This is a genomic window from Lactobacillus crispatus, from assembly GCF_018987235.1.
Taxonomy (GTDB): domain Bacteria; phylum Bacillota; class Bacilli; order Lactobacillales; family Lactobacillaceae; genus Lactobacillus; species Lactobacillus crispatus.
The window spans coordinates 2,012,731-2,027,463 of record NZ_CP072197.1 but is presented as its reverse complement, the minus strand read 5'-3'; the positions used below and the strand labels follow the sequence as shown (position 1 = coordinate 2,027,463).

General features: G+C 36.4%; 18 protein-coding genes. All 18 read left to right on the top strand.

Going from position 1 to position 14,733, the window contains the following annotated elements; all coding sequences use genetic code 11:
* Nucleotides 1-39: 39 nt before the first annotated feature.
* The 18 genes from J6L97_RS09900 (at nt 40) to J6L97_RS09810 (ending at nt 14,535) form a co-directional block, all read left to right on the top strand.
* Complete coding sequence (locus J6L97_RS09900; RefSeq protein WP_057726335.1) at nt 40-1,344, top strand: DUF6568 family protein; 1,305 nt, start codon at nt 40-42, stop codon at nt 1,342-1,344.
* Entirely contained in the window at nt 1,345-1,542 is a 198-nt protein-coding gene (locus J6L97_RS09895) for a hypothetical protein (RefSeq protein WP_005721002.1), read from the top strand.
* A gap of 703 nt (nt 1,543-2,245) precedes the next feature.
* Entirely contained in the window at nt 2,246-2,386 is a 141-nt protein-coding gene (locus tag J6L97_RS11160; RefSeq protein WP_223876340.1) for a hypothetical protein, read from the top strand.
* A gap of 17 nt (nt 2,387-2,403) precedes the next feature.
* A complete protein-coding gene (locus J6L97_RS09885) occupies nt 2,404-2,598 on the top strand; it encodes a bacteriocin (RefSeq protein ID WP_005721006.1) in 195 nt (64 codons plus the stop codon).
* Between the two features lie 69 nt (nt 2,599-2,667).
* Nucleotides 2,668-2,883, top strand: coding sequence for a hypothetical protein (locus tag J6L97_RS09880; RefSeq protein ID WP_005721007.1), 216 nt, complete (start codon nt 2,668-2,670; stop codon nt 2,881-2,883).
* A gap of 355 nt (nt 2,884-3,238) precedes the next feature.
* Nucleotides 3,239-3,778, top strand: coding sequence for a DUF2975 domain-containing protein (locus tag J6L97_RS09875; RefSeq protein ID WP_054832731.1), 540 nt, complete (start codon nt 3,239-3,241; stop codon nt 3,776-3,778).
* A gap of 14 nt (nt 3,779-3,792) precedes the next feature.
* Nucleotides 3,793-4,002 carry a helix-turn-helix domain-containing protein gene (locus J6L97_RS09870; protein WP_003549779.1) on the top strand — a complete coding sequence of 70 codons (210 nt, stop codon included), beginning with the start codon at nt 3,793-3,795 and terminating at the stop codon, nt 4,000-4,002.
* A 132-nt stretch (nt 4,003-4,134) separates the two neighbouring features.
* Nucleotides 4,135-4,329: a hypothetical protein gene (locus J6L97_RS09865; protein ID WP_013086933.1), complete on the top strand. Its 195-nt coding sequence runs from the start codon at nt 4,135-4,137 to the stop codon at nt 4,327-4,329.
* Nucleotides 4,330-4,362: 33 nt separating this feature from the next.
* Nucleotides 4,363-4,785, top strand: coding sequence for a hypothetical protein (locus tag J6L97_RS09860; RefSeq protein ID WP_013086932.1), 423 nt, complete (start codon nt 4,363-4,365; stop codon nt 4,783-4,785).
* A gap of 536 nt (nt 4,786-5,321) precedes the next feature.
* Nucleotides 5,322-6,218, top strand: coding sequence for an ABC transporter ATP-binding protein (locus J6L97_RS09850; protein WP_023488212.1), 897 nt, complete (start codon nt 5,322-5,324; stop codon nt 6,216-6,218).
* The gene (locus tag J6L97_RS09845) at nt 6,211-7,425 is read left to right on the top strand and encodes an ABC transporter permease (protein ID WP_023488211.1); all 1,215 of its coding nucleotides are present in this window, start codon (nt 6,211-6,213) and stop codon (nt 7,423-7,425) included. The genes J6L97_RS09850 and J6L97_RS09845 overlap by 8 nt, the downstream gene beginning before the upstream one ends.
* A gap of 307 nt (nt 7,426-7,732) precedes the next feature.
* A complete protein-coding gene (locus J6L97_RS09840) occupies nt 7,733-8,488 on the top strand; it encodes a DeoR/GlpR family DNA-binding transcription regulator (RefSeq protein ID WP_005721017.1) in 756 nt (251 codons plus the stop codon).
* Between the two features lies 1 nt (nt 8,489).
* Nucleotides 8,490-9,404: a 1-phosphofructokinase gene (gene pfkB / locus J6L97_RS09835; protein ID WP_005721020.1), complete on the top strand. Its 915-nt coding sequence runs from the start codon at nt 8,490-8,492 to the stop codon at nt 9,402-9,404.
* A 20-nt stretch (nt 9,405-9,424) separates the two neighbouring features.
* A complete protein-coding gene (locus J6L97_RS09830) occupies nt 9,425-11,422 on the top strand; it encodes a PTS fructose transporter subunit IIABC (RefSeq protein WP_005721021.1) in 1,998 nt (665 codons plus the stop codon).
* 217 nt (nt 11,423-11,639) lie between these two features.
* Complete coding sequence (locus J6L97_RS09825) at nt 11,640-11,918, top strand: ArsR/SmtB family transcription factor (protein ID WP_005721765.1); 279 nt, start codon at nt 11,640-11,642, stop codon at nt 11,916-11,918.
* A 252-nt stretch (nt 11,919-12,170) separates the two neighbouring features.
* A complete protein-coding gene (locus tag J6L97_RS09820) occupies nt 12,171-13,067 on the top strand; it encodes a metal ABC transporter solute-binding protein, Zn/Mn family (RefSeq protein ID WP_013086924.1) in 897 nt (298 codons plus the stop codon).
* Between the two features lie 26 nt (nt 13,068-13,093).
* A complete protein-coding gene (locus tag J6L97_RS09815) occupies nt 13,094-13,741 on the top strand; it encodes a metal ABC transporter ATP-binding protein (RefSeq protein WP_005721761.1) in 648 nt (215 codons plus the stop codon).
* Nucleotides 13,741-14,535 (top strand): metal ABC transporter permease, encoded by a 795-nt coding sequence (locus J6L97_RS09810; protein ID WP_005721027.1) that lies wholly within the window; start codon nt 13,741-13,743, stop codon nt 14,533-14,535. Before J6L97_RS09815 ends, J6L97_RS09810 begins: the two co-directional genes overlap by 1 nt.
* Nucleotides 14,536-14,733: the final 198 nt, after the last annotated feature.

Here is a 14,733-nt window from a genome sequence, read left to right as displayed (position 1 = left end):
TATATTTTTCTTAGTTATAAAAAATACGGAGGAAGATCTATGAATAAGAAAAAAATATTAATGTTAATGTTGAGCCCAGCAGTCTTATTGATGATGAATAGTACTATTGTGCATGCGGATGAAGGTAATACTTCTCAAGAGAATAAAAGTGAAGTAGTATCTAAAACAGAAAATGATGATAAAAATGTTTCCGAATCTGAGCAGAAAACTAGTAGTAAGAACGAAGCAGCTCAAACTCAAAATAAGCAGGAAGAAGAGCCAGCAGCTTCTGAAGATCAAAATAATCAGTCACAGAATACTAATAATCAAGATCCTAATAATGCAAATGAGGAAGATAGTGAAGATGATGAAGATGAGGTATCTGTTGAAGATTATGAGAACAATGTAAAAGGTTTTCATAGAGTAAAAATGCAAGAAGTAAAAGATCTTCTAGCAGAGAAAAATAATCAAGAACATCTTATGTATATCGGTCGTCCAACATGTTACTACTGTCGACAATTTTCACCTGATTTAAAAGATTTCAATGAAATCGTTAAAGGTAAGCGGCTTTATTTCAATATTGATGCTGAAGAAGGAGCACATGAGTATGCCTTCAAAGAAATTGGTATTCCAGGTACTCCAACTACAATGAGATTTATTAATGGAAAAATTATTAGTGCATGGGTCGGTGGAGAAAAGACGGGACAAGAGTTATATAACTTTTTGTATTCTGATGCAGCTAATAAATTAGTGGAACAGGCAGTAATTAAGGATCAACCGAAGGATGATAATACTACTGAATCTGAAAGTAATGAAATACCTGAAGTGACTGTAGCTGAAGATGATCAAACACAGTCTAGCAATGACGTTGCTATTACTGACTTTGTTGAAAATAGCGTATTTGAGAATGCTGCAAATGTTGCTAGCTCTACTGCAGATCTGACTAAAGTTACGACAGGTAATCAAGAGTATGCGGCTCCTAGAGCTGAAACTAAGAAGAAAACTGTGAAGAAGCCAGTAAAACCTAAAATCGTAGCCACTAAGGTCAAGAAAACAGCTAAATCGCATAAAAAGAATATTATTCTAGCAGCAGTTAGTGAAAAACACGGAAGTGTGAAAGAAAATAAACAATTTGATTCAGTAAAAGTGCAAAGCAAGCCTTATAGTGCCGTTAAGAACAATCAAAATAGAATTACTAAGTTAAAGCGATTGGAAAATGACACTATTAAAAATGGTTCTACTCAGTCTTTACCATCTACAGGTGAGAAGGATAATATCTGGGGTCAATTAATTGGAATGATTAGTATCTTAATCAGTTTAGTTTTGGGCATTTCATTAGGAAAGAAAACTAAGGAGGAAAAGTAGATGAAACGAATCATTATTTCTAAAGATGAAGTACTTTTAAGCGGAATTTTAGGTGGGTCAGGTTCTGTAGATGATATTGGTCTAACTGATACTGAACACATGCTACCTTTATACAGTAAGAAAGGTGGTAATCATAAACGAGACGTTTATTTGGAAAATCCTAAGTTTTTCCAAAGTTCTTTTCATAGAGGTAGATAATAACTAGTAGATAAGTATTGAAAAAAATACTGATGCGAATAGGCTAGAAATATCTCCAATAGAAAATATCGTAATACTTAGAAGATAACGCAAAGAAACCTATGAAACTTGTGATTTTTTTCGTAGGTTACTATGCTAAAAATGATTATTTGATTTCGACTCAAGTTTTTGGTTTTGAGTGGCTATGTTATAGTCGTATAATTGATCATGTTTTATTAAAGTAAAGAGCGTGCGTATCAGTTTATGCATTAATGTGATGGCAATCTTCTTGTAGCCTTGGCTATGAGAAGATTTTTTTGTTAGCCATTCTCATAATAAGTGCATTGTGTCTATGTTTTTACTAGTTTTCGGATTTATAAAACAGAATATCAAGTTAGCGTAACAATTAATAAGAACCCTTTGTAAATTACTAATATACGAAAACTTGGCCGATTTGGTAAATATTTTCCAAATAGATCTTGTTTCGTGCTAAATCTGTATTATACGCCAATGAAGGTAAATTGTTTTGTATTATTAGTGTGTAAGTTGAAGAGAGGTAAAACTTAATTCACTTATGAAAATTGTAATTAGAAGTTTTATAAAGGCGAAAAACATGAACAAATTTGAAACTTTAACTTATGAATAACTGTCAGCTGTTTTCGGTGGTAACGGTGGTAAAGCAAGACGCCGTAGAAAAATCACAAATTGTGCTAAAGCTATTGGAATGGGAGCGTTGAAGGATGGACTAAAATATGGCATTGCAGGCACTGCATTTGGTACTCCAATTGGTACAGTAGGTGGAGCTATATTTGGTGCTAATGTGGGTATTATTAGCGGATCAGTTTCTTGTGTATCACATTTGTAAAAAAGGAGGTAACTTTTATGATGAAAGAAATGAATTATAAAGAATTAGAAAAAGTAAGTGGTGGCACTAACTGGCTTGGTGTAGGTGGATCATGTTTATCGGGTTTCATTGACGCGCTCCCTAGCGGAAGTGGTATGATAAAAGGATGTGTAGAAGGCGCTGTTAAAGATTTCGCCAAACAAAATAGACATAAAAAACATAAACATAGATAATATTAAAAAATAGAAAATTCGGTTAATAGATTTCCTATTTTTCGATATGATAATAATGGGGTAAAAATTATGAAAAATAAAATTTTAACCGAGCGCCAAGTTAGAAACAGAAGTATCATCGCTGGTATTTTGGCCCTGTTAATAGGATTGGTATGGGACTATTTTCAGTACAAAACATTAAGCTTTGGAACAGTATTTTGGAATATAGTTGAAAGTGTAGCCTTTGTTATCTTTATGAATATTTTCATGAACTCTTACTATAAGAAGAAAAGTAAAAAGCAGTAGCTTGGAAGATAAAACATAATACCAAGTTGGTTTAATGACTGACCTGGTATTTTTTATTATCCTAAAAAAATATTTTATTTCTGTATTGCAATTATAAATTATCGTAATACAATAATTATAAAAAGGAATAAGAAAGAGATAGATAGATAGTTTCATGGAAGAGAGGGATAGATATGCTTCCAGAAAAGACAGGTAGGCTCAATTGTTGGAATGCTGATAATAATGACAATCTTAGTGTTTGCTAACTTTGGCGGAACGTGGAGTGTTCTTAGAATTACATTATTAGTAATTGGAGTAACGGGTGTAGTTGGCAGTGCTATATACAGAATCATCCAGATTTTGAGAGGATAAAAAAATGAAAAAGTTTATTTTGAATTTATTGACAGTTTTTGCTTGGATCTACCAGATAATCTGTGTAATAGGAATAATTATGTGGATCGTTATGGGCGGTGTTATATTATTTGGCATAAAAAATCCAGATTTTCGTGCTGGATTTGAAAGTAGTATGTATGTAAAAGGCGTATCAGTTGATAGCTATGTTGGAGTATTAATAGTTATGTTGCTGTTAATGATCCTTATGAGCATTGCGGCCTTTTTAATCTGTCGATATGCCAGATTAATTGTTAAGAATATCAAGCAAGAAGTTTACTTTGCTGATAGTAATTTGAATTTACTCAAGAAGTTACTAATTTCAGTTGCTGGATATACCATCATTTCAATAATAGATTTCATTATGCTCATGACTCACCGCGCTTGGTTCATTAAATATGCGAATAATGTACTTTATCCAAGTGGTGTGAGAACCGGCTTGCTTTTCCTAGCAGTATTGTACGTAGTTTACTTGGTATTCAAGTACGGAACGAAGGTTCAGGAGGATGCAGACTCGATTATTTAGAAAGGTTGATATAGATGATTGAAGTGACACTAGATTTTATGCTCTTGAAGCGAAAGATGTCTTCAAAGGAGTTGGCAGAGAAGGTTGGCATCACGCCGGCTAACCTGTCAATCCTAAAGACAGGAAAGGCGCATGGCGTTCGCTTCGACACGTTGAGCAAGATCTGTGAAGTCTTGGATTGTCAACCAGGGGATTTATTAGTTTATAAAAAAGATGAAGAATAAAATGCAAAATCAGTCCGAAAAATGACAGAATTGGACGGTTTTACCTTTTACATAAATGATGGGGATATGATTAATTTAAAAGGATAAAAGATTATTTCCTGGGAGATAATCGCTGAATTGGAGGAAAGAAAAATGCTGTACCTAATTTATATTGTGCTCGGCTTACTGATTGTTTTAGCTGTTAATTATGCCGTTACAGCATTCTTAGCTGTTCATGATTTGCTTGAAAATAGAGAAAAAGATCAATTAAGCTTTACGGATGCATTCAAAAAATACTTCGCCAAGAACAACAACATTCCGACTAAGTTTTCGGATTTGTTTAATTAAAAATGAAAAACAAATTTCCTTGAGGTAAGAACAATGAATAACGAAAAATTTGCCCGTGAAAACAAACGAATTATTGAAGGCATGGGAATTGGAGCACTTGTTGGACCAATATTAGCTCTTGTGATGATGTATGTTAAGACCGCTGGTTCGCCTCAACCTTTTCAAATTATTATGTCGATGGGAGCTGGATTGGCTTTCGGTCTAATGATTGGTGGCATTATGTCCGCAAGTTTAGTCCTTAATAAAACGGTCACATCAAAGATTCCATGGCAGAAGAAAGTGTTGAAACTTGCTCCTCAAGTTATTGGTACAGGAGTAGTGGTTGCTGCAGCTAGTGTAGTGATTACTTTAGTAACCAATTGGGGGTCAGTTGATATTGTAAAAACAATTTTTTCAACCGATACTTTATGGCAGTTCTTTGACGGTGTACTTCTAGGTCTAATAACCATTAGATAAAAAGCCGAGGGGATAGATAATGTTGGAAAAAGCTAAAAAACAATTCACTGGTGCTGTGATTTTCTCTGTTATTGCACTAATTGTCGCAATTTTTAGTATTACTGGTAATGGTACAACTTGAAAATTATGTACCGTTATTGTTATCTTGTTGATCTGGTTAGGCTATACAAGTATCGGATATTTTAAGCTTAAAGCAGAAAATGATAGCGACAATTATTAGTATATGTACCACATAATTCCCATAGCAGAAGTTAAAAAGGAATGAATGCCATGAAAAATACAGTTATTTCTATAATTATGATAATTGTTATAGTAATTACACTATGTTGGTTAGTTACTATTCCCCAGGTAATGCGGAACAAAACATCAGATGGTTATCAACTAAGATTTATTAGGAAATCTACTAAGGTATATCCTCATTTTTGGCAAGCATATTGGCGTCAATTGTTGCTGAATATTTTGGATGTGCTTGCATTCTTTGGCGATAATTATTCTTAGATATTCGATCAATAACATAGAAAAGTTGAGGAAAAATTATGTTAAAAATAGAACACCTAAATAAAAGCTTCGGGTCAACACAGGTTTTGTTTGATGTTAGTTTCAATGTGTCAGATGGGCGTATTCTTGGACTGGTTGGTAAAAATGGGTCGGGTAAGTCGACGATCTTTCATAGTATTTTGAAATTCGTTGATTATGACGGTCAGATTAGTATTGATGGACATTCTTTCAACGCTAAAGATTATGACAATATTGGCTATCTGCCTGAAGAGCGAAGTTTGATGCCTAAGTTAACCATTGAAGATCAGGTAGTGTTTTTAGCTAGCCTTAAAGGGATGCCGGCTAAAAAGGTAAAAGAAGAATTACCTGATTGGTTATCACGTTTGGCTGTTAAAGGGATCCCCATGGATAAGATTAAGTCTTTGTCTAAAGGTAACCAACAAAAAGTACAGATGATTGCGACTTTAATTCATCAACCTAAATTGATTATTTTAGATGAACCATTCAGTGGACTAGATCCTGTTAATGTCGATCTACTGAAGCAGCTGATTTTGGAAGAAAAAAGAAAAGGCGCTACAATCATTTTTTCTGATCATGATATGCGTAACGTGGAAGAATTGTGCGATGACGTCGTAATGATCAATGATGGGCATATCGTCTTGAATGGCCCAGTAAATGAAATTAAGAACAGCTTTGGTTTAACTCGAATTTTTGTCAGGACAGACAAAAGTGCTGCTGAATTATCAGCCTTGCCAGGTGTAAAAGATGTAATTTTGCAAAACAATGGAATGAAGCTGCTTATTCTTGCAGACGAAAAATATGGTAAGGATATTTTTAACCAACTTTCGGCCGGTCAATATATCCAGACTTTTGACCAGGAACCTCCAACTTTAGACGAAATTTTCAAGATGAAAGCAGGTGCTCGTCATGAATAAGATCTGGCTTGTCGCTAAAGAAACCTACCGTAGAGAAGTGAAAACTTGGTCATATTTGTTGATGATTTTAGCACCGTTTCTGCTCGTCTTCTTTTCATTTGTTATCGGAATGGTATCAGCTGGCGGTAGTGATGACAACTATGTCGGGGTAGTTACTTCTAATTCTGCCTTAAAGCAAGCAATTAAAAAGTCAGAAGACTTTGACAACTATAGCACTGAAGCTAAGGCTAAAAAGGCGTATAAAGATGAAGATATCGATGGCTATGTTTTAATTGAACAAAAGAATAATCAATTAGCTGCAACTTACTATAGTGATGAAAAAATGGACAGTGATCTAAAATCAGAGCTGCTAACGAGCCTAAACACCGCCCAGCAACAATTGAATTTAAGTAAGGCCAAGCTAACGACAAAACAGACTCAGACTTTAGCTACGCGGGCGCAATTTAAGCAACAAGTTAAGCATGTTGAGAAGAAGAGCTTTGACAATGATCCTGTTAAGCAAATTTCCTTCTGGACTTTGCTGATTATCTTGTACATGCTTGTGATCACTTATACGCAAGTAACAGCACAAGATATCGCTACGGAGAAGGGTACCAAGATAATGGAAGTAATCTTTTCGAGTATGCCAGGTGGCGATTATTTCACTGGGAAAATTTTAGGTATTTTTGGTGAAATTATTACCCAAGTGTTAATTTATGTTGTTGGTTTTGTGGCAGTTTATTGCGCGGCCCCATACATCGATGGCTTTAGCGATTTATTTGGACAGTATAAGCCGATGATTGATCAAGCAATTGGCAATCTGGCTTCTTGGGGATTGGTGTTTACGATAATCGGCTTGGTATTGTTTATTATCTTTGCAGCTTTCTGTGGCGCTTTGGTTGCTAAAAGCGAGAATGCCAACAAAGCGGTGGGACCACTATCTACATTGATGTTGATCGGGTTCTTGTTCACAGTCAATATGCAATCAGGTGGGGATACGATTTTTACTAAAGTATTATCGTACATCCCGTTTCTATCATCATTTGTAATGCCAGCTAGAGTAATTATGGGTAACGCAACTAATTTAGAGGCAGCTATCTCTGCTTTAATTGCTTTAGCCGCTACAGTAGCGTCATTTATCTGGATTAGAAAAATCTATCCAAACTTGATTTTGCAAACAGATGATGTCGGCCCATGGCAAAACTTTAAGCGTAGCTTGAAAGGCTAGACAAAATATATTTAATAGTAAAACGCGCTGAATCAATAATGATTCGGCGTGTTTTGTTTTAGCAAGGTTAATAGATCTTGGGTTCTCTTTCTTAGTCATCTTTGCTGATTCTTAGTCAAATGGGGTAAAATGACTAAGAATAATTCAAAATGATGAAGAAAAGATGTCGTTTCAATCAAAAAACGGCATCTTTTTTGCATATAAATGAATTTTATTGAACGATAATAAATAAAAATGACACTTTTTGAAGAAAAATGATTGATTTTGGAGGAGAAAGCGAATACAATATTTATCGAGGTGAGAAATGATGCTGACTCAGGAGCGCCAAAGCTTAATCGAAGACTATGTTAATCAACACGAGTTATGTCGCGTAAGTGAATTATGTGACTTAACCGCAACATCTGAATCAACTATCCGTCGAGATCTAATTCAGATGGAAAAAAATGGGATCCTTAAGCGTGTTCATGGCGGTGCCCAATCAGTTAAACATTTTTCTCGTGATGTATCACAAAACGTTCGCTTCAGTTTGAATCATGACGCAAAAATCACTATTGCTAGATATGCCGTGCAGAATTTTGTTCGTCCAGGTGACAATGTCTTCATTGATGCAGGAACAACAACTTATGAGATGGTACCATTTTTAGCAGAAGTTGCTAACGTCAAGATTATTACTAATGGTGTAGAGACTGCTTTATGCAGTTTAAATCACGGGATTAACACAATTCTAATTGGCGGTGAAGTTAAGGACGATACGCATGCTGTTATAGGTCAGACCGCCTTAAGTCAGATTAAGGCAATGAATTTTTCAGCTAGCTTCGTTGGTGCTAATGGAATTGAAAAAAATGGCAATCTAACTACACCTGATCCAGAGGAAGCTGCGGTTAAGGCAGCCGAAATCAAACAGGCAAGACACGCTTATGTATTAACTGATAATAGTAAAATCGGTGAGCGTAACTTTGCTGTGTTTGCCAATACAAGTGACGTGATTGTGGTAACTGATCAACTAAAACCAGGTCAAAAACGGTCATTACCAGTCGGTATTGAATTAGAGGAGGCAAAATAGGATGATTTATACAGTAACTGTTAATCCAGCGCTTGACTATGTTCTTCAATTAGAAAAAGTTAACCGCGGAGAAGTTAACAGAACTAACAATGATTCATTTTTAGCAGGGGGTAAGGGAATTAATGTTTCTCAAATCCTTAACCAATTAAATGTTGATAATACGGCATGGGGCTTCGTAGGTGGCTTCACTGGTAAGGAATTGGTTCGTCAATTGAATCAAAAGAGAATTGAAAGTGACTTCGTTACTATTTCAGATAACACTCGTGTGAATGTTAAGATCCACGCTGAAAAGGAAACTGAAATTAACGCGGCTGGTCCTAACATTACCGACCAAGAAATCACTGCTTTTAAGGATCGTTTAAACGATTTAAAGAAGGGCGACATTGTAGTAATGAGCGGTTCTCTTACTCCAAGCCTTCCAACTGATTTCTATCAATCATTGCTTCCTACTATTAAAGAAGCAGGTGCAGAATTTGTTGTTGATACTACTGGACAAGCTTTACTTGATACTTTGGCATATAAGCCACTAGTAATTAAGCCTAACCACCATGAATTAGCAGACTTGTTTGGCGTAACTTTTGATTCAAGTGATGTGATGCTTGAATACGCACAAAAGCTTTTAGATAAGGGTGCTCAAAATGTGATGGTTTCTATGGCTGGTGAAGGTGGTTTCCTTCTTACCAAGGATCATGTTTACCATGCTAAGGGTGCTGTTGGTACTGCTGTTAACTCAGTTGGTGCAGGTGATTCAATGATTGCCGGCTTCGTTGGTACCTACTACAAGACCCAAGATCCTAAGGAAGGCTTCAGAATTGGAATGGCTTGTGGTGCCGCTACCGCCTTTACTAAGGATATTGCAGTTAAGAGCCAAATTGATGCTGTTCTTCCACAAATCAAAGTTGAGCAAATTTCTTAATAAAAAACGAGGGGAAAAATATGAGAATCAAGGATATTTTAAGCCCTGACTCCATGATTATGGAGCTTAAGGCTAAGAACAAAGAAGATGCCATTAAAGAAATGGCTGACCTTGAAGTAGCAACTGATATCGTTAACGACGAAGATGCTTTTATTAAGTCAATCTGGGCACGTGAAAACGAATCAACTACTGGTATTGGTGGCGGAATTGCGATGCCTCACGCACGTAACAAATCTATTAACAAGGCACGCGTATTATTTGCCAAGAGTAAGGAAGGAATTGACTATAATTCACTTGATGGTCAACCAGTTCACTTATTCTTCATGATTACTGCACCAGATGGTGCTGACAATACTCACCTTCAAGCATTAGCAAAACTTTCAGGTTTGTTAATTGATCCTGATTTAGTTGAAGCTTTGAAGAATACTAAGACTCCTGAAGAAGTTATCGATCTTTTTGAAAAGGCTGAAGCTAAAAAAGACGAAGAAGACAAGAAGGCAGCTGAAGCTAAGAAGGCTAAGGAAGCTGCTAAGGCTCAAGGTACAAGTGATGACGACAACAAGCCATTGATTGTTGGTGTTACTGCATGTATTAACGGTATTGCCCACACTTACATGGCTCAAGAAGCCTTGATTAAGGAAGGTAAGAAGCGCGGCATCGAAGTTAGAATTGAAACTAACGGTTCAGAAGGGGTTAAGGATAAGTTGACTCCTGATGAAATCAAGCGTGCTAAAGGTGTTATTATCGCTTCTGATAAGAAAGTTGATATGCCACGTTTTGACGGCAAGCACTTAGTTAACCGTCCTGTTGTTGATGGAATTAACAAGCCAGGCGAATTGATTGATGACATTATGGGTGGTAAGGCTGATGTTTACCGTGCAAGTGCTCAAGACAAGTCAACTGAATCTTCATCAACTGAGAAGCCAGGTTTGTGGGCAGGTATCTACAAGAACTTGATGAATGGTATTAGTCACATGCTTCCATTCGTTATTGGTGGTGGTATCTTAATGGCCATCTCATTCATCGTAGAAAACTACATGGGTGGCGCTAAGACTCCTGCTTTCATCTTTTTAAACAATGCTGGTAACTTGGCATTTGCCTTCATGGTTCCAGTTTTGGCAGCCTATATCGCTGAATCAATCGGTGATTTGCCAGCCTTAATGCCAGGTTTTGTTGGTGGTTACATGGCCTCTATTGTTAACGGTCAATTCCAAGTTAACGTTCAAGCTCACGCAACTTCACCAGCCGGCTTCTTAGGCGGTATTGCTGCTGGTTTTATTGCTGGTTACTTGATGGTTGGTTTGAAGAAAGTATTTGCTAAATTACCTCGTTCTGTTGAAGGTATGAAGCCAATGCTGTTCTATCCAATTTTAGGATTGCTCTTTATTGCAGCAATTATGTTCTACATCATTAACCCAATCTTTAGTGGCATTAACTTTGCTATTACTCATTTCTTGAACGGAATGGGTACTGGTAACTTGGTACTTTTGACCACTATCCTTGCCGGAATGATGTCAATCGATATGGGTGGTCCTTTCAACAAGGCTGCTTATGTCTTCGCTTCAGGTGCATTTGCTAACGACCCTCACTCAGCTACTGCTGCTATCTTGATGGCTGCTGTAATGGTGGGTGGTATGGTTCCACCATTTGCTACTGCAATTGGTACTACATTCTTCAAGAACAAGTACACTGTAGAAGAACGTCGTGCCGGTGTTTCTAACTGGGTATTAGGCTTCTCATTCATTACTGAAGGTGCTATTCCATTTGCTGCTGCTGACCCAGGTCGTGTAATTCCATCATGTATCATTGGTTCAGCTGTCGGTGGTGCTTTAGTTGGTTTATGGCACGTTGGTGTCCCAGCTCCTCACGGTGGTCTTTGGGTATCACCACTTGCTGGTAACATCGGTGGTCCAAGCCACATCTTATTCTACTTCCTAGCTACTATTATTGGTTCAATCGTTGCTGGTTTAATCATGAGTTTCTGGAAGAAGAATGTCAAAGAAGACCCAAACGAATAATACTATAAGTAATATCGAATATTAGTATTATTAAATAATTCTGGTTATTAATCAAAAAACAATACATTTTGGCAAAAACGTATTATAATATAAATATCTTGATGATCTCTACTTAAATCAAGATACTCTGTTATGTTTTGCGCTACCCGAAGGGTAGCGTTTTTTTGTACCTAAATTTAAGCTATAATAAATTAAAAAGTATGAATGGGTGAAGAAATTGGACGAGCAAATTATTCGGATTACTAGAGCGTTGAATCATCCGATTCGAATTCAAATCCTATATTATTTAAATGATAATCAAAAAAGTAGTGTTAATAATTTAGTTAAGCAGTTTGATGTTAGTCAGCCAGCTATTTCGCGTCACTTGCGTATTTTGGAAGAGGCTAAGCTAGTTAAGAGCGAGCGGGTTAGGCAGGAGCGCTATTATAGCTTAGAAGATAAGCATGTGATTAAAATCTTAGATGTTTTGCGTCAGCACGTGAAGGAAGAATTTTAGTTTAGTTTGACAATTATATAAAAATATGTTTATATAATAATGTAATTTTAGAACAAAGCATTTAATAAAATTCAGCAAAATTTTATGACTTAAATTATTGATAGCATCAGGCTTATGGGAGACTGGTGCTATTTGTCTATGCAAAAATATGTTGACATATGTAATTAACTAGATTATTCTAACTTTTAGTTAGAATTTATGCTGAATTTTCTAACTTAAATGCTTTTTTATTTTGCACAAGGAGGATATTTTATGCAAAATGCGAAATCTAAAATTACGAAGTTAATCTCTTTTTTGGGACTAATTGGCGTTATTGCGCTGTTAGTTTCAGCTTGCTCGAATAGATCAAATTCGACGAGCAATTCGGGTAAAGTCTCGATCATTACCACCACCAATGTTTATGCAGATATTGCTAAAAATGTTGTAGGAAAATATGGTACGGCTAAGGCAATCATTAGCAATAGCAGTACTGATCCTCATGATTTTGAACCAACTACGGCAGATGCTAAAGAATTGACCAAGGCAAATATTATTGTTGCTAATGGCTTAGGCTATGATTCTTGGATGAATAAGCTAGCTAGTTCTGTTAGCAAAAAGCCTGTCTTAGTTGGTGAAGACTTGATGGGATTAAAGAAGGGGGATAATCCGCATATTTGGTACAATCTAAGTATGCCAACCAAGTATGTTAATTACCTAGTTAAGCGTTTATCTAGGCTTGATAAAAAGCATGCAGCTTATTTTAAAGCTAATGGTGACAAGTATTTAGCTAAGATTAATCAAGTTAAACAATTGGTGAAGACTAATAAGAAAAATAGTAAGCCAGTCTTTGTTAGTGAACCTGTCTTTGATTATGCTTTAAGAGAAGCAGGATACAAGATTGGGGATAAGGGCTTTGAAGAAGCAATTGAGAATGGTACTGATCCGAGTCCTAAGATGATTAATCAAATGAATAATGAAATTAAAGCAAAGAAGATTGCATTCTTTGTTAACAATACACAGGCAAGCAGTTCAACTGTGAAGTCATTTGTAAAATTAGCTAAGGAAAATAATATTCCAGTGTTAAATGTGCGGGAGACTATTCCTAACCACACTACTTACTTGGCTTGGATGAAAGAAAATTATCAAAATTTGGCTAAAATAGAAAAATAATAGCAACTTAGGGAGGGGGGAGAAGAGTGATTTTAGAAGTAAATGATCTCTCGATGAGATTTGATACTAAAGATGTTTTTCAAGATTTGAGTTTTCAGCTTGAAGACGGGTCAATGACTGCACTACTTGGACCTAATGGAACAGGGAAGACCACCTTAATTAAGATTTTAATGGGGATGTTAAAGCCGACTGCGGGCAACTTTAAGTTTGATTCAGACGTTAAGTTAGGTTATGTACCCCAGTTTAGAAATATTGATGCGGAGTATCCATTGTCGATTCGCGCATTTATTGGACTTAACGCCCCATTGTTTAAGACCAAAAAGGTTAAGGAACAGATTGATCATCAGTTAGAAGAAACTCATTTAGAAAAGATTCAGAATACCCGAATGGGTGAGGCATCAGGTGGACAAAAACAACGTGCATATTTAGCGCAGGCTCTACTTGATCATCCCAATATGATCATCTTAGATGAAGCAACAGCTAGCCTAGATCCGGCTGCTAAGGAAGAATTGATGGGATTAATCAAGCACCTGAATCGTGAACACAAAATTACCGTTTTGTTTGTCACTCATGATATTCCTTTAGCTAAAAAGTATATGACTGATTATCTATATTTAAATAAGGGAACGATCAGGCAAGGAAAGATGGATAAATTTAAGGAGGATTTCGAATAATGTTTCAATACGAATTTATGCGTTATGCCTTCTTAGCTAGTACATTCATTGCGATTACCTGTGGCGTGGTCGGTGTATATGTAGTAGCACGGAGTTATGCTTTTTTAGCTCACACACTGTCAGAAATCGGCTTTGCTGGAGCAGCTTTTGCCGTCTTTATCGGCATTGCACCGTTATGGGGGATGCTACTATTTACCTTGCTCGGTTCAATTGGAGTAGGAGAATTGTCCTTGCACAGCGATCAAAAAGAATCGTCAGTTAGTGCGATCTCAGCTCTGTTTATTGGGCTAGGTGTGCTGTTCTTAGCCATTTCTGGATCAAATAGCCGTTACGCTACTAATATTCTGTTTGGTAGTATCATCGGTGTTGATAAACAAGGCGTGATTCAGCTAGTGGTTTTGTCAATTCTAGTTTTACTATTAATTATTTTGGTAGCTCGAAGCTTGAATTTTGACTCATTTGACCATATCGGTGCCGTTGCACATGGTGTACATACTGGCTGGGTTGGTATTGCTTTCTTGGTAGCCTTGGCTATGTCAGTTGCTATCGGTGCCCAGATTGTTGGTTCATTGCTAGTCTTCATTCTATTAACATTGCCATCTTCAACGGCGCGCTATATTGGTAAAACAATACCAGCAATGATCAGTTGGTCCGTGTTTTTCGCTTTAGTTGGCGTGTGGGCTGGACTGTATCTCGGCTTTATCACCAACTGGCCGGTAACTTTCTTTATTGCAACGATCGAAGTGGTAATTTACTTAATCGCTTATGGTATTCACGTAATTAAACATCGCTAAAAAAACAGAAGTCAGGCTGAATTCGGTCTGGCTATTTTTTTACGCAAAAAAAGAACTACTCTATTCCACGGAGTAGTTCAAACATGATGTGAGAAATTTTACTTTCCATTAATTGTTATATAGTTTGTTGGTTAAACTTGCAAGTGAAATTTGTGAAAATTGTAATTTTAACTAAAATTTTGTGTCTTATTTTAACTT

Bases quoted from the DNA above. Each gene is read 5' to 3' on its own strand.
- J6L97_RS09900 (WP_057726335.1), top strand. From the start codon at position 40: ATGAATAAGAAAAAAATATTAATGTTAATGTTGAGCCCAGCAGTCTTA.
- J6L97_RS09895 (WP_005721002.1), top strand. From the start codon at position 1,345: ATGAAACGAATCATTATTTCTAAAGATGAAGTACTTTTAAGCGGAATT.
- J6L97_RS11160 (WP_223876340.1), top strand. From the start codon at position 2,246: ATGGGAGCGTTGAAGGATGGACTAAAATATGGCATTGCAGGCACTGCA.
- J6L97_RS09885 (WP_005721006.1), top strand. From the start codon at position 2,404: ATGATGAAAGAAATGAATTATAAAGAATTAGAAAAAGTAAGTGGTGGC.
- J6L97_RS09880 (WP_005721007.1), top strand. From the start codon at position 2,668: ATGAAAAATAAAATTTTAACCGAGCGCCAAGTTAGAAACAGAAGTATC.
- J6L97_RS09875 (WP_054832731.1), top strand. From the start codon at position 3,239: ATGAAAAAGTTTATTTTGAATTTATTGACAGTTTTTGCTTGGATCTAC.
- J6L97_RS09870 (WP_003549779.1), top strand. From the start codon at position 3,793: ATGATTGAAGTGACACTAGATTTTATGCTCTTGAAGCGAAAGATGTCT.
- J6L97_RS09865 (WP_013086933.1), top strand. From the start codon at position 4,135: ATGCTGTACCTAATTTATATTGTGCTCGGCTTACTGATTGTTTTAGCT.
- J6L97_RS09860 (WP_013086932.1), top strand. From the start codon at position 4,363: ATGAATAACGAAAAATTTGCCCGTGAAAACAAACGAATTATTGAAGGC.
- J6L97_RS09850 (WP_023488212.1), top strand. From the start codon at position 5,322: ATGTTAAAAATAGAACACCTAAATAAAAGCTTCGGGTCAACACAGGTT.
- J6L97_RS09845 (WP_023488211.1), top strand. From the start codon at position 6,211: ATGAATAAGATCTGGCTTGTCGCTAAAGAAACCTACCGTAGAGAAGTG.
- J6L97_RS09840 (WP_005721017.1), top strand. From the start codon at position 7,733: ATGCTGACTCAGGAGCGCCAAAGCTTAATCGAAGACTATGTTAATCAA.
- pfkB (WP_005721020.1), top strand. From the start codon at position 8,490: ATGATTTATACAGTAACTGTTAATCCAGCGCTTGACTATGTTCTTCAA.
- J6L97_RS09830 (WP_005721021.1), top strand. From the start codon at position 9,425: ATGAGAATCAAGGATATTTTAAGCCCTGACTCCATGATTATGGAGCTT.
- J6L97_RS09820 (WP_013086924.1), top strand. From the start codon at position 12,171: ATGCAAAATGCGAAATCTAAAATTACGAAGTTAATCTCTTTTTTGGGA.
- J6L97_RS09810 (WP_005721027.1), top strand. From the start codon at position 13,741: ATGTTTCAATACGAATTTATGCGTTATGCCTTCTTAGCTAGTACATTC.